The organism is Streptomyces sp. NPDC088733, assembly GCF_044751185.1.
GTDB lineage: Bacteria > Actinomycetota > Actinomycetes > Streptomycetales > Streptomycetaceae > Actinacidiphila.
Genome location: NZ_JBIVLH010000009.1, coordinates 298,645 through 319,945 on the forward strand (window position 1 = coordinate 298,645; position 21,301 = coordinate 319,945).

The 21,301-nt window shown below is 73.1% G+C and carries 20 protein-coding genes; 11 read left to right on the top strand and 9 right to left on the bottom strand.

Annotation, left to right across the window (positions count from 1 at the left end):
- Positions 1–72: 72 nt before the first annotated feature.
- The 3 genes from ACIP64_RS19245 to ACIP64_RS19255 all read right to left on the bottom strand — a co-directional run bounded on the left by ACIP64_RS19245 (position 73) and on the right by ACIP64_RS19255 (position 4,122).
- Positions 73–1,836, bottom strand: a complete 1,764-nt coding sequence (locus ACIP64_RS19245) for an LCP family protein (RefSeq protein WP_401587903.1) — start codon at positions 1,834–1,836, stop codon at positions 73–75.
- A gap of 119 nt (positions 1,837–1,955) precedes the next feature.
- A complete protein-coding gene (locus ACIP64_RS19250) occupies positions 1,956–3,221 on the bottom strand; it encodes an LCP family protein (protein WP_401587906.1) in 1,266 nt (421 codons plus the stop codon).
- A gap of 148 nt (positions 3,222–3,369) precedes the next feature.
- Positions 3,370–4,122: a TIGR03089 family protein gene (locus ACIP64_RS19255; protein WP_401587909.1), complete on the bottom strand. Its 753-nt coding sequence runs from the start codon at positions 4,120–4,122 to the stop codon at positions 3,370–3,372.
- Between the two features lie 167 nt (positions 4,123–4,289).
- Between ACIP64_RS19255 and ACIP64_RS19260 the strand changes: the two genes are divergently transcribed.
- The 4 genes from ACIP64_RS19260 to ACIP64_RS19275 all read left to right on the top strand — a co-directional run bounded on the left by ACIP64_RS19260 (position 4,290) and on the right by ACIP64_RS19275 (position 8,637).
- On the top strand, positions 4,290–5,744 hold the full coding sequence (locus ACIP64_RS19260; protein ID WP_401587912.1) for an N-acetylmuramoyl-L-alanine amidase: 1,455 nt from the start codon (positions 4,290–4,292) through the stop codon (positions 5,742–5,744).
- A gap of 75 nt (positions 5,745–5,819) precedes the next feature.
- Positions 5,820–6,902, top strand: a complete 1,083-nt coding sequence (locus tag ACIP64_RS19265) for a sugar phosphate nucleotidyltransferase (RefSeq protein ID WP_401587915.1) — start codon at positions 5,820–5,822, stop codon at positions 6,900–6,902.
- Between the two features lie 86 nt (positions 6,903–6,988).
- Complete coding sequence (locus tag ACIP64_RS19270) at positions 6,989–7,921, top strand: DNA-3-methyladenine glycosylase family protein (RefSeq protein ID WP_401588022.1); 933 nt, start codon at positions 6,989–6,991, stop codon at positions 7,919–7,921.
- A gap of 104 nt (positions 7,922–8,025) precedes the next feature.
- Entirely contained in the window at positions 8,026–8,637 is a 612-nt protein-coding gene (locus ACIP64_RS19275; RefSeq protein ID WP_401587918.1) for a hypothetical protein, read from the top strand.
- Here ACIP64_RS19275 and ACIP64_RS19280 read toward each other — a convergent pair.
- A complete protein-coding gene (locus ACIP64_RS19280) occupies positions 8,634–8,762 on the bottom strand; it encodes a DUF397 domain-containing protein (RefSeq protein ID WP_401587921.1) in 129 nt (42 codons plus the stop codon). The genes ACIP64_RS19275 and ACIP64_RS19280 overlap by 4 nt on opposite strands.
- A 192-nt stretch (positions 8,763–8,954) precedes the next feature.
- On the opposite strand from ACIP64_RS19280, the gene ACIP64_RS19285 reads away from it, so the two are divergent.
- Positions 8,955–9,329 (top strand): type II toxin-antitoxin system RelE/ParE family toxin, encoded by a 375-nt coding sequence (locus tag ACIP64_RS19285; protein WP_401587924.1) that lies wholly within the window; start codon positions 8,955–8,957, stop codon positions 9,327–9,329.
- Entirely contained in the window at positions 9,326–9,637 is a 312-nt protein-coding gene (locus ACIP64_RS19290) for a helix-turn-helix domain-containing protein (RefSeq protein ID WP_401587927.1), read from the top strand. Before ACIP64_RS19285 ends, ACIP64_RS19290 begins: the two co-directional genes overlap by 4 nt.
- Positions 9,638–9,720: 83 nt before the next feature.
- Here the strand turns inward: ACIP64_RS19290 and ACIP64_RS19295 are convergent, their stop codons facing one another.
- Positions 9,721–10,377 (bottom strand): GNAT family N-acetyltransferase, encoded by a 657-nt coding sequence (locus ACIP64_RS19295; RefSeq protein WP_401587929.1) that lies wholly within the window; start codon positions 10,375–10,377, stop codon positions 9,721–9,723.
- Between the two features lie 110 nt (positions 10,378–10,487).
- Between ACIP64_RS19295 and ACIP64_RS19300 the strand changes: the two genes are divergently transcribed.
- Positions 10,488–10,883 (top strand): hypothetical protein, encoded by a 396-nt coding sequence (locus tag ACIP64_RS19300; RefSeq protein WP_401587932.1) that lies wholly within the window; start codon positions 10,488–10,490, stop codon positions 10,881–10,883.
- Here ACIP64_RS19300 and ACIP64_RS19305 read toward each other — a convergent pair.
- The 3 genes from ACIP64_RS19305 to ACIP64_RS19315 are packed head-to-tail and all read right to left on the bottom strand — an operon-like array spanning position 10,880 to position 13,687.
- Positions 10,880–12,190: a coenzyme F420-0:L-glutamate ligase gene (locus tag ACIP64_RS19305; RefSeq protein WP_401587934.1), complete on the bottom strand. Its 1,311-nt coding sequence runs from the start codon at positions 12,188–12,190 to the stop codon at positions 10,880–10,882. The genes ACIP64_RS19300 and ACIP64_RS19305 overlap by 4 nt on opposite strands.
- The gene (cofD, locus tag ACIP64_RS19310; RefSeq protein ID WP_401587937.1) at positions 12,187–13,152 is read right to left on the bottom strand and encodes a 2-phospho-L-lactate transferase; all 966 of its coding nucleotides are present in this window, start codon (positions 13,150–13,152) and stop codon (positions 12,187–12,189) included. Before cofD ends, ACIP64_RS19305 begins: the two co-directional genes overlap by 4 nt.
- A gap of 25 nt (positions 13,153–13,177) precedes the next feature.
- On the bottom strand, positions 13,178–13,687 hold the full coding sequence (locus tag ACIP64_RS19315; RefSeq protein WP_401587940.1) for a cysteine dioxygenase: 510 nt from the start codon (positions 13,685–13,687) through the stop codon (positions 13,178–13,180).
- A 593-nt stretch (positions 13,688–14,280) separates the two neighbouring features.
- Here ACIP64_RS19315 and ACIP64_RS19320 point away from each other — a divergent pair.
- The 3 genes from ACIP64_RS19320 to ACIP64_RS19330 all read left to right on the top strand — a co-directional run bounded on the left by ACIP64_RS19320 (position 14,281) and on the right by ACIP64_RS19330 (position 19,975).
- Positions 14,281–14,544, top strand: coding sequence for a WhiB family transcriptional regulator (locus tag ACIP64_RS19320; protein WP_018559705.1), 264 nt, complete (start codon positions 14,281–14,283; stop codon positions 14,542–14,544).
- Between the two features lie 140 nt (positions 14,545–14,684).
- Positions 14,685–18,497, top strand: coding sequence for a glycosyltransferase family 2 protein (locus ACIP64_RS19325; protein ID WP_401587943.1), 3,813 nt, complete (start codon positions 14,685–14,687; stop codon positions 18,495–18,497).
- A complete protein-coding gene (locus ACIP64_RS19330) occupies positions 18,494–19,975 on the top strand; it encodes a DUF5719 family protein (RefSeq protein ID WP_401587945.1) in 1,482 nt (493 codons plus the stop codon). The genes ACIP64_RS19325 and ACIP64_RS19330 overlap by 4 nt, the downstream gene beginning before the upstream one ends.
- 56 nt (positions 19,976–20,031) lie before the next feature.
- Here the strand turns inward: ACIP64_RS19330 and ACIP64_RS19335 are convergent, their stop codons facing one another.
- On the bottom strand, positions 20,032–20,490 hold the full coding sequence (locus ACIP64_RS19335) for a metallopeptidase family protein (RefSeq protein WP_401587948.1): 459 nt from the start codon (positions 20,488–20,490) through the stop codon (positions 20,032–20,034).
- Between the two features lie 350 nt (positions 20,491–20,840).
- Between ACIP64_RS19335 and ACIP64_RS19340 the strand changes: the two genes are divergently transcribed.
- Complete coding sequence (locus tag ACIP64_RS19340; RefSeq protein ID WP_360911001.1) at positions 20,841–21,215, top strand: DUF3499 domain-containing protein; 375 nt, start codon at positions 20,841–20,843, stop codon at positions 21,213–21,215.
- Positions 21,216–21,301 lie beyond the last annotated feature (86 nt).

Here is a 21,301-nt window from a genome sequence, read left to right on the forward strand (position 1 = left end):
ATCCCCGTAGATGTGTTCCCGCTGTGTTCCTGCTGCTGCGGAGCGAGCCGGCGTCGCCGCACGGCCGCCGGACTACTTGGCGCAGACGCTTCTGTCGTCCGCCTCGACCTTCTGGATGCCCTCGGGCGCCTTGGTGGGTGCCGTGATCGGCGTCCCCGCGGCGGTGAAGTCCTTGCCGAGGGTGAGCGTCATGTTGGCGCGCGGCGCCGCGTTCTCGGTGCCCTGCGTGAGGGCGGAGGCGGGCAGCCCCATCATCTCGGCCAGCCGCCGTGCCTGGTCGGCCTGGTTGGGGGCGTACTCCAGCGTCGTCTTCTTCACCTCGGCGGGCGCGTTGCCGCCGTTGGTGGAACGGCTGACGCCCTCCGAGTTCTGCAGCCAGTTGACGGTGTCCTGGGCCGCGCCGAAGATCCCGCTGCCGTTGAAGACCTCGACCCGCACGTTGACCGGGTCGGCCTTCGGGCCCTTGAGCTTGCCCGCGGCCGCGTCCTTCTCCTTCTTCTTCACCTCGGTGAGCGAGATGTCCTGACGCACCATGGTGAACAGCTGCGGCGCCCTGGTCTTGTCCAGCACGACCGTCGTGTGCACCTTCTCGGCGGGGTTGTCTATGACCGGGACCGTGGCGAAGGTGATGTTCTTGGTGTTCACCCGGCTCAGGTCCTTGGCCAGGTCGGCGAGCTTCGTCACGCTGCCGATGCCGGTGTCCACGGTGAGCGCCTTGGTCGCGGTGTTCGCCAGCTTCAGCAGCTTCGTCGGGCTGGTCAGCGTGTCGCCCGACTTCATCTCCCGCATCATCGAGCCCAGGAACTGCTGCTGCAGCTGGATACGGCTCAGGTCGCCGCCGAAGCCGACGCTGTGCCGGGTGCGGACGAACGCCAGCGCCTGCTCGCCCTCCACCTTGTGGCGGCCCTTGGACAGCTTGAGGTGCGAGTCCGGGTCGTCGATGTCCTTGGCCAGGCACACCTCGACACCGCCCACCGCCGTGGACAGGTCCTTGACGGCGTCGAAGTTGGCCATCATGAAGTGGTCCGGCATGATCCCGGTCAGCGCCTGGACCGTGCGCATCGTGCAGCCGGGGTCGCGCCCGTACTGCCCCAGGCTGGTGTTGAAGCGGACCCCCTCCTCGCCCGGGATGAGCTTGGTGGAGCCGTCCGCCTGCTTCGTCGGGCAGTCCGGGATGTCGGTGATGATGTCGCGCGGGATGCTCAACGCGGTCGCGTTGGAGCGGTCCTTGGAGACATGGAAGAGGATCGTGGTGTCCGCGTGGCCGATGTTCGCCGTGTCGCCGTACTTGCCCTTCAGGCCCTGCCGGCTGTCGGTGCCGATCACGAGGATGTCGACCGGGCCGTTGGTGGTGGCGCTGCTGGAGCCGATGCCCGTGTCCACCGTGTTGATGTTGCCGTTGAGCTGCTGGTACAGGGCGTAGACGCCGATGCTCGCGGCCACCACCACGAGGCCGAGCGTGCCGGCGGTCCAGATCAGGGCCTTCTTCTTCCGGCCCGACTTGCGCGACTGCGCCTTGCGCCGGCCGGCGCGGGTCGCCGCGCGGCCGCCCGCGGTCTCCGGGACCGCACCCCGCCGTCCGCCCTGACCCGCGCGCTGGGCCTGCCGGCGCGGGCCGGGCGGCTGCTCCTGGCCGGGGCGGCCCTGACCGGCCTGCCCCTGGTGGCGGCTTCCGCTCCGCTGGGGATCGCGCGGCGCCCGGCGGCCGCCCTGGGACGGAACGGCGCGGTCCGCGGGCGCTCCCGGGTCCAGCCGCAGCTCGTAGCTGCCCGTCTCGGGATCGAACACCCACTGGTCCGCCGGGTCGACGTGCTGCTTACGGCCTTGCGTGTCCACGGTTGATCGAGTCCTCCGTCTCGGCCGCTGCGTCAGGCCGGATCGCCCACACTAACCCCACAGTTCAGCGTCCAGGGGCGCAGCTGACAAATTCCGGTCCCTACAACTGGACAAACTGTTCAATCCCCACTGCCTCCGCAGACATCGCGGTCCGCGGTCGTGCCGCGGTAGGAGGGGGCGTCCGTCGCGGTCCCCGTCGCAGAGGGAGATGCGGAAGCGGTGGATGTGGTTCCGCCGGGGCCGGGGCGGTCGCCCGGGCTGCTGCCCGCGCCGGAACTCGGGCTGTCGCCCGGGCCGTAACCCGGGTCGTCCTCCTGCACCGCCACGGTGCCGTCCTCGCGCAGCGTGGTGAAGAGCTTCTCGGCCGCGGGCTGCACCAGTTCGTCCCGGTTGGGGTCCGGGGTGTAGGGGCGGCGCGGCACCGTCAGGAAGCGCACCTGCCCCGCCGGCGTCCGGCGCAGGGTCTGGGTGAGGTCGTACAGCTCGCGCAGCGAGTCCAGTCCGGGGTCGGCGGTGAGGGAGGACGTTGCCGCGTCCAGCAGCGGATAGAGCTTGGCGGGGTTGAGCAGCACGCCCGAGCTGTCGACCTTCTTCACCAGCGAGGCCAGGAACTCCTGCTGCCGGTCGATGCGCTGGGTGTCGCTGCCGTCGCCGATGCCGTGGCGGGTGCGGACGTAGCCGAGCGCGTCCTCGCCGTGCAGCACCTGGCGGCCGGCCTTCAGGTCCAGGTGCGCGTCGCGGTCGTGCACATCGTGCGGGACGCAGACCTCGACGCCGCCGACCGCGTCGACCATCTTCTTGAACCCGTTGAAGTCCACCACGAGATGGTGGTCGACCCGGATCCCGGTCAGCTTCTCCACGGTCCGGATCGTGCACGCCGCCCCGCCGAACTCGAAGGCCCAGTTGAACTGGGCGAACTGGGCGTTGGACATGGTGCCGTCGGGCCGCCGGCAGGAGGGTATGTGCACCATCAGGTCGCGCGGCAGGCTGACCGCCGTCGCCGTCTTCCGGTCGGCGGCCAGGTGCAGCAGGATCGCGGTGTCCGAGCGCTGGGTGCCGGTGTCCTGCCCGTACCCGCGGTTGCCGCCGCCCCGGTTGTCGGAGCCGAGCAGCAGGATGTTCTCGGCGGAGGTCGCCTGCGGCAGCGCGCTGGGCCGCTCGGACTGGACGCGCAGCAGTTCGCGCGAGGTGTCGGTGTCCGTCTGGATGTTCCCGTCCAGATGCCGGTACAGGTGCCAGGCGACGCCCGCGCCGGCGAGCAGCGCCAGCGAGGTGACGCCGGCCAGGACGCGGACCCACCGCCGGCGGCGGCGCGGGCGCGCCGGCGGCGGCACCGCGTCGGGTGAGGTGTCCTTCGACTCCGGCGAATCGACTGGCGTGGTCACGTACGGTCCCGTCCTTCGGATGATGTGGCTTTCTTCTCACCCGTACAGACAGTTGAATTACGCAGTCGGTTGTGTGGAGTTGTTCATTTGTGCGTTCGGCCTTCCAAACCGCCCGGCTTCCGCCGGGGAGCCGCGGCCCCGGGGCTGCTTACGCCGTGTGGGTGACGCGCTCGCTCTCCCGGCGTTTGTCCAGGCCGGCGGGGGTCAGCCGGTCCAGGTGACGGCAGAGCACCACCGAACCGCCGGCGGCCAGCGGAGCCAGCAGCCCGGCCGCCAGCCCGTCCCAGTCGCCGTAGGACCGGCCCGACAGCAGCCTCGAGCCCGCGCCCAGGCCGAGCGACGCCGCCGACGCCGCCGCCCGCTCCGCCACCCCGGCGCCGGTCAGCACCTCGCCGCCCGGCAGTTCCAGCGCCGGGGCGCCGGGGTCCACGGGGGCGTACGGGGAGAAGCGGTCGCCCTGCGTCGGTACCTCCACCGCGTAGTCCGCGAACCCGGCCGGCGGCTGCGGGAAGCGCCCGCCCAGCGGACGCAGCGCCAGCGCGACCCGCTCGCCCGGGCAGGCGAGGGCCGCCTCCAGGGTGTCCGGGCCGGAGACGGCGAAGTCGGCGCCGGCCGGGTCCCCGCCGGGCACCGCCACGACGCCGGTGGAGAAGCAGGCGAGCAGCCACACCGCGGTCTGCCAGTGGGCGGGTAGCAGCAGCGCGGCCCGGTCACCCGGCTGGGCGCCGAGCTCGTCCTGGATGAGGTTGGCGGTCTTCGCCACCCAGTTGCCGAAGGTGGCCACGGACAGTTCGACGCGCTCACCGGTGGCGTCGTCGTAGAAGGTGACCAGGGGGCGGGCGGGGTCCGTCGCGAGCGCGGAACGCAGCAGGTCGGCGGGCGTACGGGCAGTCGATGTCACGCGGCCCAGGCTACGTCAGGTGGCCTGCGCACGGGCGTTGCTGAGGGAGCGGCAGACCGCCGCCCGGGAGTGGAACGTCCGTCAGATCCCGGCTGCGGGTTTATGGGCCTTATGTAAGTGTTTTTTCCATGCGTGCATTTATCGCCACTTCCGTCGGCTGCGCGTGCATGGCGGCTCTTGCCCTCCCGCTCGCGCTCCCCTCCGGTGCCACCGCGACGATCCACACCCCGTACCGGGCGGCCGCTCCCGACGTCCCGTCGGGGAGCACCCACACCCTGATGCTGGCCCCGCTCGCGACGTCCGGCCGGGCGCTCGGCTCACCCCTGGCCGAAGGGCTCTCCGAGCGCTCCGTCAAGCCGTTCTCCCTGCTCGGTGTGACCTGGGACGACGCCCGCACCGACCTGGAGGGAACGGTCCAGGTGCGCACGCGCTCCGTCGGCACCGGTATCTGGTCGGCCTGGCAGGATGTCGAGTCGCACTCCGAGGACGCCCCCGACGCCGGCTCTCCGGAAGCAACGGAGGCGGGTGTGCGCGGCGCCACCGCCCCGCTGTGGGTCGGCCGCTGCGACGGGGTCGAGGTGCGCGTGGTGCCCCGGCGGACCGGCGGCGTGCGCGGCGCGCTGCCCGCCCTGCCCGAGGGACTGCGGCTGGACATGATCGACCCGGGGGACGATCCGCCGGGGGCGCCATCGGCGGCGCCGTCCACCGCGGGCGCGCCGCCGTCCTCCGCGGACCCCGCCGACGGCCCCGCGCTGCCGGGCCGTCAGGACCGGCCCGGCGACCAGGACTCCCCGGGCGGCGGCGATCCGGCCGACACCGGCACCACGGGCGACCCTGGCGACACCGGGACAGGGGACACGAACAGCACGGGCGGCCCGGACGGCACCGACGACCCGGACGACGAGTCCGGGGACCCCGACGCGACCGACCCGACCGACACCTCGGGCACCGACGACGAACTCCCCGTCGTCCCCGCCCTCACCCGCAGCGAGACCGAGGCCCTCACCGGCCGCCGGTACATCGGCGCCCGTCCCCGCATCGTCACCCGCGCCGGCTGGAACGCCGACGAGTCCCTGCGCACCGAGGACTTCCTCTTCACCGACAACGTCGACGCGGTCTTCGTCCACCACAGCGCCACGGGCAACGACTACGACTGCTCCGACGCGCCGTCGCTCATCCGCAGTATCTACCGCTACCACATCAAAAGCAGCGGATGGCGCGACATCGGCTACAACTTCCTCGTCGACAAGTGCGGAACCATCTACGAGGGCCGGGGCGGCGGCGTCGCCAAGTCCGTGTTCGGCGCGCACACCCTCGGCTTCAACGCCGACAGCATGGGCGTCGCGGTGCTCGGCACGTTCAGCGACGACAAGCCCTCCGAGGCGGCACTCGACGCGGTCGCCCGACTCGCCGCATGGAAACTCGGCATCTACGGACACAATCCGGCGGGTACGGCATATCTCTTGTCAGGAGGGAGCAACAAGTACAGGAAGGGTGTCCGGGTCAGCTTCAATTCCATCTCCGGGCACCGCGACGGCTTCGCCACCGAGTGCCCAGGAACGGTGCTGTACGACGATCTCGGCTACATCCGCCGCAAGGCGGCGGCCCTTCAGGGTCGCTGATGGGAGCCGCGACGAGACCCGCATAGGATTGGCCGCTCGTACGTTCGGCCCCGCCAGGAAGCGGAGACAACACAGGTGACTGAAGCGATCCTCTTGGTCGGTGGAAAGGGCACGCGGCTGCGGCCGCTGACGGTGCACACCCCCAAGCCGATGGTCCCCGCGGCGGGTGTCCCCTTCCTGACCCACCAGTTGGCCAGGGCCCGTGCCGCGGGCGTCGAGCACATCGTTCTCGCCACCTCCTACCTCGCCGAGGTCTTCGAGCCCTGGTTCGGCGACGGCTCCGACCTCGGGCTGCGCCTGGAGTACGTCACCGAGGAGGAGCCCCTGGGCACCGGGGGCGCCATCCGCAACGTCGCGGACCGCCTCGACTCCGCGCCCGGCGACCCCGTCCTGATCTTCAACGGCGACATCCTCACCGGCCTCGACATCGCCGGCCTGGTCGCCACCCACCGCCGCAGCGGCGCGGACGTCTCCCTCCACCTCACCAAGGTCGACGACCCGCGCGCGTACGGACTGGTGCCGACCGACGCCGACGGCCGGGTCACCGCCTTCCTGGAGAAGCCGGAGACCCCCGAGGAGATCGTCACCGACCAGATCAACGCGGGCGCCTACGTCTTCAACCGCTCCGTCATCGACGCCATCCCCACCGGCCGCCCGGTCTCCGTCGAGCGGGAGACCTTCCCCGGCCTGCTCTCCGCCGGCGCGCACCTCCAGGGCATGGTCGACTCCACGTACTGGCTCGACCTCGGCACACCGCACGCCTTCGTGCGCGGCTCCGCCGACCTCGTCCTCGGGCGCGCCCCGTCCCCGGCGGTGCCGGGCCGCTGCGGCGAACGCCTCGTCATGGAAGGCGCCCGCGTCGCCGACGACGCCAAGCTCACCGGCGGCACGGCCGTGTCCCCCGGCGCGGTCATCGGCGCCGGCGCGGTGGTGGAGGGCAGCACCGTCCTGGCCGGAGCCGTCGTCCGCCCCGGCGCGGTCGTCACCGACTCCCTCATCGGCGAGGGCGCCGTCATCGGCGAACGCACCGTCCTCGACACCGCGGTCATCGGCGACTCCGCCCGCATCGGCGCGGACAACGAACTGCGCTTCGGCGCGCGGGTCTGGTGCGGGGCGGTCATCCCGGACGGGGCACTGCGCTTCTCGTCCGACCAGTGATTCCGGCCGGTGCGGGGAGCGCCGGCGCGTAGGCTCGGGGCGTGCATCCCGAGCAGACCCGACTCCTCCGCGGCGCGACGGCACGCGTGCCCGGCCCGCGCACCGCGGGCCGGATCCGCCGGTGGACCCCGCGCGGACCGCTGGACCTGGGCCTGACCCTCGGACCCCTGCGCCGCGGCCCCGGCGACCCCGCCTTCCGGGTGGGCCCCGACGGCGCGGTCTACCGCGCCTCGCGCACCCCCGAGGGCCCCGGCACCCTCCGCATCGCCCGCCCCGCCGGCGGCGAGGTCGAGGCCGAGGCGTGGGGCCCCGGTGCCGACTGGCTGCTCGACCGGCTGCCGGAACTGCTCGGCGACGCCGACAAGCCCGACGCGTTCACCGCCCGCCACCGGATCGTCCACGAGGCCCACCGCCGCAACCCCGGGCTCCGCCTGACCCGTACCGGCCTGGTCCTGGAATCGCTCGTGCCCGCGATCCTGGAGCAGAAGGTCACCTCCGACGAGGCGTACCGCTCCTGGCGCGTCCTGCTGTGGCGCTTCGGCGAGCCCGCCCCCGGCCCCGGCGAGGAACTGCGCATGCGCGTCATGCCCGACGCGCGCGGCTGGGCCATGATCCCCTCCTGGGAGTGGCACCGCGCCAACGTCGACGGCAAGCGCTCCGCGGCCGCGGTGCGCGCCGCCCGCGCGGCCGCCCGCATGGAGCAGGCCACCGTGCTCGGCCCCGCCGAGGCCTCCGCCCGCCTCCAGGCGATCCCGGGCATCGGCCCCTGGACCGCCGCCGAGACCCTCCAGCGCAGCAACGGCGACCCCGACGCCGTCACGGTCGGCGACCTCCACCTGCCCCACACCGTCGGCTACGCACTCACCGGCGCCCACCGCACCGACGACGCCACCATGCTGGAGCTCCTCGAGCCCTACGCCGGCCAGCGCCACCGCGCCGCCCGCCTCATTCTCCTGACCGGCCGCCGCCCCCCGCGCCGCGCCCCCCGCATGGCCCCGGGCAACATCGTCCCGCTGTGACGCGTGGGGCCGCCCCGCTGGTGGCGCCGGTAGGCGCTCTGCCCAAGGCCGTTGTCAGTGGCCGGCCGTAGTGTGCCGGGACAGGGAGCCGGAGGGGAGCCACCATGGGGTATTCGCGCGTACTGGTCGTCGCCCGCAGTCAGCGGCCGCTGCTGGACACGGCGTTGTTCGACGCGGTCCGGGACGACCGCGACTCCGTGGTCACCCTCTGGCCGAGGCCCGGAGGCTGGCAGACCGCCGAGTTCCACCACGAGGTGCTGGACGACCTGGACGAGGTCCTGCGCGAGGTCGTCCACTGGACCGGGGCGCCCGCCTGCGTCGCCTCGGTGCACGACGGCGATGTCGCACGGATACTCGGCCTCGCGCCGGGCGCCGGACGCTGGGAGGCATGGCTGAACGTGGGGAACGCGGCCGCCCTGCTGATGCACGTCCCCGACGACGTCGACGACACCGGCGAGTACTGCGGCACAACGGAGTTCGAGGCGGCAAAGGCCCTGACCCGTGCCGAGTTGGAGGCCGGCATCCCCGACGCCTCCCGCGCCGCCCTGGCCTGGGCCCGCTCCGCCGGGTTCGGCGAGGGCGTGACGGCCGACGCGGTCGAGGACGTCCTGCGGTCGAAGGAGACATGCGCCGAGGAACTCTTCGCCATCCTCCTGGAACGGCTCGGCTTCCCGGCGCCGGCCGACCCGGGCGGTGCCCGGGCGATCGCGGTCTAGAGCCCGGCGGCGAAGCCGACGAAGTCGGCCCACCCGGCGGAGGTGAAGCCCAGCCTCGGCCCGTCCGGGTCCTTGGAGTCCCGCACGTGCACGATCCCCCGCCCAGCGTCTTGTCGCTGTTCCACCGCCTTCGTCTCCAGGCGCGCACAGTCCCGGAGCCATGCCGAGTGCCGCAGGCGTGGCTTCGCCCTGACCCGCTGGACGTACTCCCACGGTCGCCGGGCGCTCCTTCCGTACGACTCATCGAAGTCACTCTTTGTGACTAACCGATTGCCGAATGCATGTGCGCCCCACGTGAGCTACCTACGTTGATGCTTATGTCGGAGCACTGGCTGATCGAGCTCGAACCGGAGGTGCGCGAGTGGTTGGACACCCTGAGCACGGTGCAGTACCGCACAGTGGAACGTCAGGCGGACCGCCTTGCAGCGAGCCCCACGACAATCGGTGAACCGTACTCGCGGCACCTGCAAGGACCGGTCCGGGAGCTGCGCTTCGTTCTTGGCGTCGACTCGGTTCGGATCACCTACTGGCTTGCACCCGGGCGCCGTATCGTTCTGATGACGGTCTTCTCGAAGTCCCGGATGCGGGAGGAGGCGCAGGTGCATCGAGCGATGCTGAAGCAGAAGGAATGCGAAGCGGAGCATCCGCCTGCCCACGTGACGTACGACCGTGCACCGGAGGAGCGGACGTGAGCAAGGGCTATCACACGCAGTGGCGTATCCCGGACGAGCACCGTGCGGACCCCGCGTATGTCGAGGCCGGTGCGGCGATCGCTCTCGGGCAGGCCGTCCACGACCGGCGTGTCGCACTCGGGCTGTCCCAGCGGGAGTTCGCCGAACGCGCCGGGTTGCCCGAGAGTGAGGCGGAGCGGATCGAGGGCGGTGCCGTCACGCCGACGCTGCCGTTGCTGCACCGCCTCGCGCGGGCACTCGACGCCAAGTTGGATCTCTCGATCGAGGCAGACGAGACACACGTGAGCTTCGTGGCCCACGCCGCGTAGGCTTTGCTCACCGCATTTCGACGAACGTCTGCGCGCCCCGCGCCGGCAGGTGATTCCGGCCGCGCCTCGGGGGCGGGCCCCCGTCAGTGACCGCCGTCCCCGGCGCCGAAGAGGTCACGGCACGGCTTCAGCCCGTGGATCTCGACGGGAACGGACCGGTGCGCCTCCCAGTCCGCGCGGTCCAGGCGGAGCCGGTGCAGGGTCCGGGCGGCGCCCTGTACGGCCGCCACGTCCAGACCGTCGAACCGGTACCCCAACTTGTCGGAGACCCGGCGGGAAGCCGGGTTGTCCGTCATCGCCGCCGATGTCACGCAGTGGGCGCCGAGCCCTTCGAAGGCCAGGTGCAGCACCGCGGCCCGCATCTCCGTGCCGATGCCCCGGCCCTGGTGGGCCAGCCCCAGCCACGAGCCCGTCCGGGTCTCGCGGGTGACGGAGAAGTCGTCCGCGCACAGGTCCTGCCGGCCGACGACCTCTCCCTCGCACCGCACCGCCAGGCTCAGCGTCCACGCCTCCGGACGCCAGGCGGCCACCGTTCCCAGCACGTGCTGGAACGTGGCCTGTTCACGCTCGCGCGGACGGGCGTCGGTCCACGGGACGGTGAAGGGCATCAGGGCCTCGTCGTGGACGCCGGCGGCGGCGACGCCCGCCAGTCGCGCGAGTCCCGCCAGGTCCGGCAGGCCCAACTCCAGCCGCGGCGTGGTGATCCGGAGTCCGTACAGGGGCCACACATGTTCTTCCATGGCCGGAGCCTGCCCCCGCGCCCGACCCGGCGTCGACCGGTTTTCCCACGTGCCGGACCTCGGGAAATCCGCTTGCGCGGCTGTCGTGGACGCCCGGCACACTGCGGCCCATGAGCAGATTCGCCCAGGTCGTCGTGATCGCGCAGGACGCCGCCGAGGTCATGGAGCCGCTGACCCGTCCCGACGACGAACGGCAGTGGCTCCAGTGCTTCGAGCGGGTCCAGCCCGGTCTGTTCGGCATCGGGATGTGGGTCGTGGAGTTCTGGCGTCTCAACTGGAAGGGCCTGCTGGCGCATTTGGAGTCCCTTCCGTGGCCCGTCCCCGACTCCGTGCAGGTCCTGATCCATGACGAGGAGGACCACTGCTGCGGCCTGTGGATGGTGTACGACGGCAGGCTCACCGAGGTGTCCCTGCCCCGGACGGAGCGGTATCCGTACCGGGGCAGCGTCACCGGCGTCCTCAGCCGGACTGATTACATCGGTAACGGCGTCCCGAAGGACGCCTAGCGCACGGCGATGAACGCCTCCGCGCCCCGTGCCGGACGGTCCTTCGGCGGGACGGCGGGGCGGCCGATCGCGACGGTGCCCATCGGGTCCCAGTCCTCGGGCAGGTCCAGCACCTCGCGGACCACGTCGCGGCAGAACATCGTGGACGACACCCAGGCGGAGCCGAGTTGCTCGCCGGCGAGGGCGACCAGGAAGTTCTCCACGGCCGCGCCCATCGCGACCACGAACATCTCTCGTTCGGCCGCCGACCGCCGGGGGTCGGGGTAGTCGTGCGCGCCGTCGGCGACCAGGCACGGGACGACCAGGTAGGGCGCGCGGCGCAGGACGTCGCCGCGGCGGACGCGTTTGGCGATCGACTCCTCGCTGCGGCCGTCGCGGCGCAGGTCGGCGATCCACGCGTCGCGCATCGCGTCCAGCAGCCGCACCCGGGCGGCCTCGGTCTCCAGCAGCACGAAGCGCCACGGCGTCGTGTGGTGCGGCGCCGGGGCGGTGACGGCGAGCGCCACGGCCCGCCGTACCGCGTCCCCGTCGACGGGCGCGTCGGAGAAGTCGCGGATCGTGCGGCGCAGGGAGACGGCCTCGCGCACCGCCTCGGAGGTGCCCAGCCGGAACATGTCGTCGGCGGCGGACCGCAGCAGCGCGCGGGCGCCGGTGCCGCTCTCCTCGGGCGGGAGCACCAGGCGTTCCAGGCCGCGGACCACGGCCACCGGGGTGTTGCCCGCCTTGCCCTTGACGAGGTCGCCGGCCGCGGCCAGCTCGTCGCCCAGCGCCGTGACGGTGACGGCGAGTTCGTTGCCGTGGGAGTCGGTCGCGCCGCGCAGGTCGTCGACGACGCGGATCCCGGCCGCGCCGATGGCGACGTCGGTGAGCCCCTCGCGCCAGGGGCGCCCGAAGGTGTCGGTGACGACGACGCCGACGTTGACGCCGAGGGCCTCGCGCACGCCGGCGCGAATCGTCCGCGCGGAGGCGTCCGGGTCCTCGGGCAGCAGCAGCACCGTGCCGGGCGCCGTGTTGGAGGCGTCGACGCCGGCCGCGGCCATGACGAAGCCGTGCCGGGTCTCCACGATCCGCGTCGGGCCGCGCCGGGCGACCAGCCGGACCGTCTCCGCGTCGATGGCGGCCTCGCGGTCGTCGGCGTGGACGACGCGCCGCTCGGCCTTGCTGACGATCTTCGACGTGACGACGAGGACGTCGCCGTCCTCCAGGTAGCCGGCGGCCGCGGCGACGAGCTTCGCCAGGTCGTCGCCGGCCGTGATCTCGGGCAGTCCGCCGACCGCCCAGACGCGGTAGGACGCGGAGGCGGTCACGCCCGGACCTCCTCTGCCAGCTTCAGCGCCTCGCGCGCCATCGCGGCGGTGGCGTCCAGGTCCGTCATCATCAGCGGCACCGCCCGGCAGCGGATGCCCGCCGCCTCGACCTCGTCGGCCGCGCCCGCGTCGACGGTGTCGACGAGCCAGCCGTCCAGCAGCCCGGACCCGTAGTGCGCGGCGACCGCCGCGGCCGTGGATTCCACGCCGACGGCGGCCAGGACCTTGTCGGCCATGCCCCGCACCGGGGCGCCGCCGACGATGGGGGACAGGCCCACGACCGGCACGCCCGCCTCGGCGATGGCCTCGCGGATGCCGGGCACGGCCAGGATCGTGCCGACGGAGACCACCGGGTTCGACGGCGGGAAGAGGATGACGTCCGCCTCGGCGATGGCCTCCAGCACGCCGGGCGCCGGCTTCGCGGCCTCCGCGCCGACCGGCAGCACCGCGTACGCCTCGGCGGAGGCCCGCAGCCGCACCCAGTACTCCTGGAAGTGCACGGCCTTGCGGCCGGCCCCGCCGTCCGGGTCGTCGATCACGACGTGTGTCTCGATGCGGTCGTCGGTCATCGGGATGAGCCGTACGCCGGGCTTCCAGCGGGCGCACAGCGCCTCGGTGACCGCGCTCAGCGGGTAGCCGGCGCCGATCATCTGGGTGCGCACGATGTGGGTGGCGAAGTCGCGGTCGCCCAGGCCGAACCACTCGGGGCCGACCCCGTACGCGGCGAGTTCCTCCTTCACCGTGAAGGTCTCGTCCGCGCGGCCCCAGCCCTGGCCCTCGTGGATGCCGCCGCCCAGCGTGTACATGACGGTGTCGAGATCGGGGCAGACCTTCAGCCCGAACAGGTGGATGTCGTCCCCGGTGTTGCCGATCACGGTGATGTCCGCGTCCGGCGCCGCTTCCTTGAGACCGCGCAGGAAGCGGGCGCCCCCGATGCCACCGGCCAGTACCACGATTCGCATGCGGACAGTCTGGCAGCCGCGGTTGTCAGCCTGCGAACGTCCCCTCTGCGGCCGGGGTCCGCGAGGTGCAGGCGTACGGCGTCATCTCGGTCAGGCCCGGGAAGTAGACGTGCAGGCTGACCGCCGGTTCCAGGGAGTCGTTGACGACGTCGTGGACGTAGCCGGGGGCGAACACCCGCTGGTGCCCGGCGGAGAGTGAACGGCGCACCTCGCCGTTGCCGCCGAGGGCCCGCTCGGTCAGCGTGCCCTCCAGGACGGTCAGCACTCCGCTGGAGCGGCCGTGGTCGTGCAGTCCGCTGCCCTGGCCGGGGACCCAGCTCAGCAGCCAGATCTCGTAACCGGGCCCGGTGCGCAGCCGGTCGTACCAGCGCGTGGTGGCGTCGTAGCGCACGCGCGGCGCCCAGTGGGTGCGGTCCCCGGCGATGCGGCGGGCCAGCCCGGCGAACTCGGCCACCGTGACGGGGTGGGCGGGGACGGGCGGCAGGAGGTGCGGGAGGGCGAGCGGGTCGCCGGCGATCGAGACGTCGCTGTTCATGGGTGCGGGAGTTCCTACGGGAAGTGAGGAGCGTCAGGCAGGGCGCATGAGGCTGTGCAGGCTGGGAAGGAAGATCGTCAGCGGCAACAGCTGGAACAGCGACAGTGAGCTTCCACGGCACGACGGAATTCGCCGAGGCGGCGGATCCGGAAAGGCGCGTGGGTCACTGGCATGCGCCCCAGCACACCGGCTCTGCGGGGTGTCTGTCAACTTGACATCCGGTTTGTCGGAAAACTTTCACCTGATCCGGCTATTCGACCAGGTGAAAGGTTTGTGCACCCCCGCCCCGGGAAGGTGCGGACGCAACCCACGGGCACGCAGGAACGTCTCCCCGGGAAACGTCGTTGTGTTTTCGTGATCTCATCGTGATCGCCGGTCCCGCGCGGACGTCGATCACGATTGACGTATGCGGACGTTTGGACTGATTTGAACACTTTCCGTCAGACCTTGGTTCCGCAGGGTGAATAACGGGCCCAATAGCAGATCTCGGCTTGACTGGCCCGTATCGGCACACTTGTAATTTCACTCGTGTCGTTCGACCGTCACAGGTAACGGCAACATCACGGGGAAGCGAAAACAGACGAGGGGCGCGCATGACCGAGCTGTTCCAGCTGTTGCTGGCCGAAGAGGCCGACGAAGAGCTCGGGTGGCAGGAGCGCGCGCTGTGCGCGCAGACCGATCCCGAGTCCTTCTTCCCCGAGAAGGGCGGCTCCACCCGCGAGGCCAAGAAGGTCTGCCTCGCCTGCGAGGTCCGCTCCGACTGCCTGGACTACGCCCTCGCCAACGACGAGCGCTTCGGCATCTGGGGCGGCCTGTCCGAGCGCGAGCGGCGCCGCCTGAAGAAGGGCGTGGTCTGAACCCACGCCCGGCACGTCGTGTTCGTTCCCATATGTGCTCCGGACCCGGAAGGGCGGCCTCCCGCAACCGTTAGTGTGGGGGCCCGTCCGAGACGCCTGAGGCGTCGTCCGAAGTCCAGCGAACCGGGGCCCGAACCTCGATGTCCGTGAACAGCTCAGCAGGGACTCAATACGCCGCCCAGGCTCCGGAGTTCCCGCGCCACGTCGTCACCGCCGTGCTGGTCGCCCACGACGGTGCCCGGTGGCTGCCCAACGCGCTCGCGGGCCTGGTCTCCCAGGACCGCCCGGTCCAGGACGTCATCGCCGCCGACACCGGCAGCGCCGACGACTCCGCCCGGCTGCTCGCCGAGTCCCTCGGCGACCACCGCGTCCTGCATCTCGCCCGGCGCAGCGGCTTCGGCGCCGCCGTCGAGGAGTGCGTCCGCGCCGCGCCGCCGATGACCGCGGAGGAGCTCCCCTACCTCCAGCGCCGCAGCGGCTGGGACCCGGTCTCCCGCTCCTGGGACGACGGCGCCTACGACGAGCCCGAGCAGCCCCACGGCGAGCCGGTGCACTGGCTCTGGCTGCTCCACGACGACTGCGAGCCCGCCCCCGACGCTCTGCACGGCCTGCTCAAGGTCGCCGACTCCGCGCCCTCCGCCGGAGTCATCGGCCCCAAGCTGCGCAGCTGGTACGACCGCCGCCAGCTCCTCGAGGTCGGCGTCACCATCGCCCGCAGCGGCCGCCGCTGGACCGGGCTGGAGCGCCGCGAGCAGGACCAGGGCCAGCACGACCAGGTGCGCCCGGTGCTCTCGGTGTCCAGCGCCGGCATGCTCGTGCGCCGCGACGTGTGGGAGGAGCTCGGCGGATTCGACCGGCGGCTGCCCCTCATGCGGGACGACGTCGACTTCTGCTGGCGCGCCCAGTCCGCCGGGCACACCGTCCTCATCGCCCCCGACGCCGTCATGCGGCACGCGGAGGCCGCCTCCCGCGAACGCCGCCCCGTCGACTGCGCCGGCCGCTCCGCCGTCGACCCGCACCGCGTCGACAAGGCCGGCGCCGTCTACACGCTGCTGGCCAACACCCGCGGCGCCCTGCTGCCCTACGTCTTCGCGCGCCTGGTGCTCGGCACCGTGCTGCGCACGCTGGCCTACCTGGTCGGCAAGGTGCCCAAGCAGGCCGTCGACGAGATCACCGGCCTGATGTCGGTGCTGCTGCGGCCCGGCCGCGTCCTCGCCGCCCGCCGCCGGCGTTCCCGGCCCGCCGTCGAGGCCGCGGAACTGCGGCCGCTCTTCCCGTCGCCCGGCGCGACCGTGCGGGCCACCGTCGAGCAGGTCGTCAGCAACATCTCCGGCCGCGCCGCGGCCGACGCCACCTCCGCCGGCCGCCACGGCGGCCTCGACTCCGGCCCCAGCGGCGGCGACGACGACAGCGAGTACCTGGAGATCGAGCAGTTCGCCCTGCTCAAGCGGATCGCCCGGCAGCCCGCACCCGTGCTCTTCGCGGTCCTGCTGCTGTTCTCCCTCATCGCCTGCCGCCAACTGCTGGGCGGCGGCGCCCTGTCCGGCGGCGCCCTGCTGCCCGCCCCCGACCGGGCGGGCGACCTGTGGGGCTCCTACCTCGGAGCCTGGCACGCCTTCGGCACCGGCAGCACCGCGAGCGCGCCGCCGTACCTGGCGATCGTGGCGGTCATGGCGAACGTGCTGTTCGGCAGCACCGGCCTCGCCCTGACCGTGCTCCTGGTGGCCTCCGTCCCGCTCGCCGGACTCAGCGCGTACTTCGCCTCCCGGCCGCTGGTCGAGTCCCGGCTGCTGCGGGCCTGGGCGGCCGTCGCGTACGCCTTCCTGCCCGCCGCGACCGGCGCCCTGGCCGGCGGGCGGCTCGGCACCGCAGTGCTGGCCATCGTGCTGCCGCTGATGGCGCGAGCCGCCGTCTCCGCCGCCGGCCTGCGGCTGTCCCGCGACGCCGTCGACCGCGGCGTGCGCCCCGGCTGGCGTGCCGCCTGGGCCTTCGCACTGCTGCTGACGCTCACCACCGCCTTCACCCCGGTCACCTGGCCCATCGCACTGGTGCTCATCGGCGTCGCCGTCGCGTTGCGGCTCGTGCGCGGGCAGGGACACCTCGTCGTGCCGCTGGCGATGCGGGCCGTCGCGATCCTCGGCGCCCCCATGGTGGTGCTCGCACCCTGGTCGCTGGACCTGCTCACCCAGCCCAAGCGCTTCCTGTACGAGGCCGGCCTGCCCTACGGCCCGCGCGCCGCCTCCGCCACCGACCTCGTCCTGGTCAACCCCGGCGGCCCCGGCGCGGCCGGCGGCTTCCTGCTGGCCGGCATCGTGCTGGCCGCGCTCGCCGCCCTGCTGCGCGGCGGGCGCCGGCTGAGCATCATCAGCGCCTGGGCGGCCGCCCTGACCGGACTGGTCTTCGCGGTCGCGGCCAACACCACCGCGTGGGCGGGACCCGCCACCCTGGTGTACGGCCTCGCCCTGCTCGCCGCCGCCGCGGTCGGCGCCGAGAACGCACAGGAACGGCTTGCCGCCTCCGGCTTCGGCTGGCGCCAGCCCGCTGCCGCCCTCGTCGCCCTCGCCGCCGTCCTCGCCCCGCTGTCCGCCGCGGTCGGCTGGATGGCCGGCGGCGCCGACGGCCCCCTGGAGCGCCGCGACCCGACGCAGGTCCCGGCATTCGTCGCCGAGGAGGGCTCCACCCGCGACCAGGCCCGCACCCTGGTGCTGTCGGGCACGCCCGCCCGTGTCTCGTACGCCCTGGTGCGGGGCGCCGGAGCGCGCCTCGGCGACGCCGAGATCGCGGCCTCCGCGGGCGGCGACACCCGGCTGGACAAGATCGTCTCCAACCTCGTCGCCGGTTCCGGCGCCGACCAGGCGACGCAGCTCGGCGGCTACGCCGTGCGCTACGTCCTCGTCCAGCAGGGCGCCCCGCGCGAGATGAGCCGCACCCTCGACAGCACCCCGGGCCTGTCCCGGCTCAGCCAGGCCGACGGCAGCGCGCTGTGGCGGGTCGACAACGACGTGGCACGCCTCGTCATCGTCCCCAAGCCCGCGGCTTCCGGTGACACGGCGGGCACGGAACCGGCGGACGCCGCGAGCGCCCAGCCGGTCATGGTGGCCTCCGGCAAGGTCGAGGCGCACACCACGATCCCCACCGGCCCCGAGGGACGCGTCCTGCGCCTCGCGGACAGCGTCGCTCCCGGCTGGAACGCCACCCTCGACGGCCGCGCGCTCACCGCGACCACCGTCGACGGCTGGGCCCAGGGCTTCGAACTCCCCGCCACCGGCGGCCACTTGGACCTCACCTACGACGACCCCTTCACCCACGTCGTATGGGTGTGGGCCCAGGGCTTCCTCGCCCTGGTCCTGGTCGTCATGGCCCTGCCCGGACGCCGCCGGGAGATCGACGACGACCTGCCGGAGACCGAACCGGTCCCCGCCGGCGCCGCCGCCGTCGCCGACATCCCCGCCCAGGCCGCCGGCGACGGCCGACGCGCCCGCAGGCTGCGCGCCGCCGCCGAGGCGGAGGGCGAGGACGCCGACCCGGACGGAACCGGGCACGACGGTTCCGAGGAGCAGGCGGCCGAGTACACCGAGTACCCGGAGTACGACCCCTACGCCGCCGCGCCCCAGCAGGACGACCCGTACGGCCAGGAGCAGTGGGCCGCCGACTACCAGAGCACCTACGGCTACGAGCAGCCCGCCCAGCAGCCGCAGGAGCAGCAGGAGCAGCAGGCGCCGGTCTACGACCCCTACGGCTACGGCGAGCAGCAGGAGCAGCCCCAGCACGGCTACGAGCAGCAGGGCTACGAGCAGCAGCAGCCGGGTTACGAGCAGCAGCAGGGCTACGGGCAGCCGGGTTACGAGCAGCAGCAGGGCTATGAGCAGCAGCCCTACGACCCCTCCTACACCCCCTACGACCCGGCGTACGACACGGACGGCTACCGCCGCGACGGGAGAAACCAGCAGTGAACCGCAGCGCCCTCTCCCTGATCGGCGTCACCGCCGCCCTCGCCGCCGTCACCGGCATCGCCACCCTGACCGGCACGGGCACCCCGGAAGCCGCGCCCGCTGCGAGCGCGGCCCGGCTGCCCGTCGAACGGTCGACGCTGACCTGCCCGGCGCCGTCCGACTCGGACTTCGCGACGACGACGTACACGTCGTTCACGCCGAAGGGCGACGCGGCCGGCGGCAGCGGCACCGCTACCCTTCTGCCCGCCGCGGGCCAGAACGGCAAGGCGCCCAAGGGCAAGCCCAAGCCGGTCGCCCCGCTGAAGGAGGCGGGCAAGCCCGTCACCGCGACCACCGGGCGCACCGACGCCCCGGCCCTCATCGGCACCGCGGACGGGGCCCTGGCCCCCGGCTGGACCGTGCAGCAGACCACCGTCATCGACGCCGGCCCGGCGCGCGCGGTGCTCGGCACCTCCTGCGCGGTACCGGACAGCGAGTTCTGGTTCCCCGCCGTCAGCACCGCCGCGAACCGGCAGGACTACGTCCACCTGACCAACCCCGACGACAACGCGGCCGTCGTCGACCTGGAGCTCTACGGCCCCAAGGGCCAGATCAAGACCGAGACCGGCGACGGCATCACCGTGCCGCCCGGCGCCTCCGTCCCGGTGCTGCTGTCGACCCTCACCCCCGAGAAGACCGACGGCCTCACCCTCCACGTCAGCGCCCGCAGCGGCCGGGTCGGCGCCACCGTCGAGGCCGCCGACAGCAAGGCCGGCGGCGACTGGCTCGCGGCCGCCGCCGACCCCGCCGACACCGTGGTCATGCCGGGCATCCCCGCCGACGCCACGTCGGTGCGGCTGGTCGTCTTCGCGACCGGCGACGACGACGCCGACCTCAAGCTGCGGCTCGCGGCCTCCGGCGGCGAGATCACGCCGGCCGGCCACGACACCGTCCACGTCAAGAGCGGCATGACCTCCACCGTCGACCTCGGCGACGTCACCAAGGGCGAGGCGGGCTCGCTCGTCCTGGCCCCGAGCGGCACGACGGGCGCGGCCCCGGTCGTCGCGGCCCTCCAGATCACCCGCGGCAAGGGCAGCAACCAGGAGATCGCCTTCCTGCCCGCCACCGCGCCCGTCGGCGATCGCGCCACGGTCGCGGACAACCGCACCAAGGGCTCCACGCTGGCCCTGACCGCGCTGAAGACGGACGCCACGGTCAAGATCACGACCTCGGCGTCCACCTCGGGCGGCGAGCCGGTCGACAAGACGCTCTCCGTCAAGGCCGGGACGACCGTGGTGCTCTCCCCGCCCGACCCGTCGGCCCGCAAGGGCACCTACGCGGTCACGGTCGAGCCGTCCTCCGGCGGTCCGGTCTACGCCTCGCGCACGCTGGAGCTGCCGCGGGACGGCGTCCCGATGTTCACCGTCCAGACGATGCCGGACGACCGCGGGCTGGTGGCGGTGCCGGCCTCTCGGGAAGACCTCTCGATCCTCAACTGACCGCGTCCGCCGCTCGTCCGGGCCCGGTGCGCAAGTCTGCGCACCGGGCCCGCGCGCTATCCCTCGCCGTAGCGGGGGTCGACGTTCTCGGGGGAGAGCCCCAGCAGTTCGGCCACCTGCTCCACGACCACGTCGTGCACCAGCAGCGCCCGCTCCTCCCGGGTCTTGGCCCGGATCTCCACCGGCCTCCGGTAGACCACGATGCGGTGCGGGCTGCCCTTGCGCCCGCCGAGCAGCCGCCCGAGCGGGACTCCGTCCTCGGCGGACCCCGAGGACCCGGCGGCCTCGTCGTCGGACCCGCCGGGCGGCCACGGCACCTCCTGCACGGCGAACTCCACCTCCGACAGCTGCGGCCACCGGCGCTCCAGGCGGTCGGCCGCGTCCCGGACGAGGTCGTCGAAGGCGTCGGCGCGGCTGAGCGCCAGCGGCACCTGCGGTGGCGCGATGGGACCGCGCATGCCGCGTCCGTGGCGGTCGCGGCGGCGCTGGCGGGGTGCGGGCGAAGGGGTGTCCATCACCTCTGAGAGTAGCCGCCGGAAGCCCCGGGTATGCCGGCCCGTGACCGGTGCCATCACCACGGGCTACGAGGACCCGACATCCGGGGCGATGTCGCGGAATGTACGGTCGCGTGCCGGTGCCGTTTCCACAATTCCCCACGTCTGACTGTTCGGCTGCCGCCAAATGACGCCATTTGGCATGTTTGGTGACGGCAGTCATCGTCGGCTGGGCCGTGCATTTCCGGCCCTTCGCAGGTCAGGGGGGCGGGTCGCAGGTCGGGCCATCCCGGCGAACCGGGACGACACGACGGAGTGGTGTCCCGGGGAGTCGTCGCGGCCCGCTCAAGAGTGCGGTACCGTCCAACGTCGTGAGCCCTGTACGTCGCTGTTCGCGCACCGCGTGTGGCCGTCCCGCCGTCGCGACGCTGACGTACGTCTACGCGGACTCCACCGCCGTACTCGGCCCGCTCGCGACCTACGCCGAACCCCACTGCTACGACCTGTGCTCCGAGCACTCCGAGCGCCTCACCGCCCCGCGCGGCTGGGAGGTCGTGCGCCTCGCCACCGACACCGGTCCCACCCGCCCCAGCGGTGACGACCTGGAGGCGCTCGCCAACGCCGTGCGCGAGGCCGCCCGCCCCCCGGAGCGCGACGGCGGCAAGCCGGCCGGCGGCCGGGGCGGCGACCCGATGGAGATCGCCCGGCGCGGCCACCTGCGCGTCCTGCGCTCGCCCGACTCCTGACCCCGCTCCGCCGCCCTCCCGGACCCCTGGCACCCCGATCCACCGCGACGGGTACCGCTCGTCCGGATGTTCAGGTATGCCCGGTA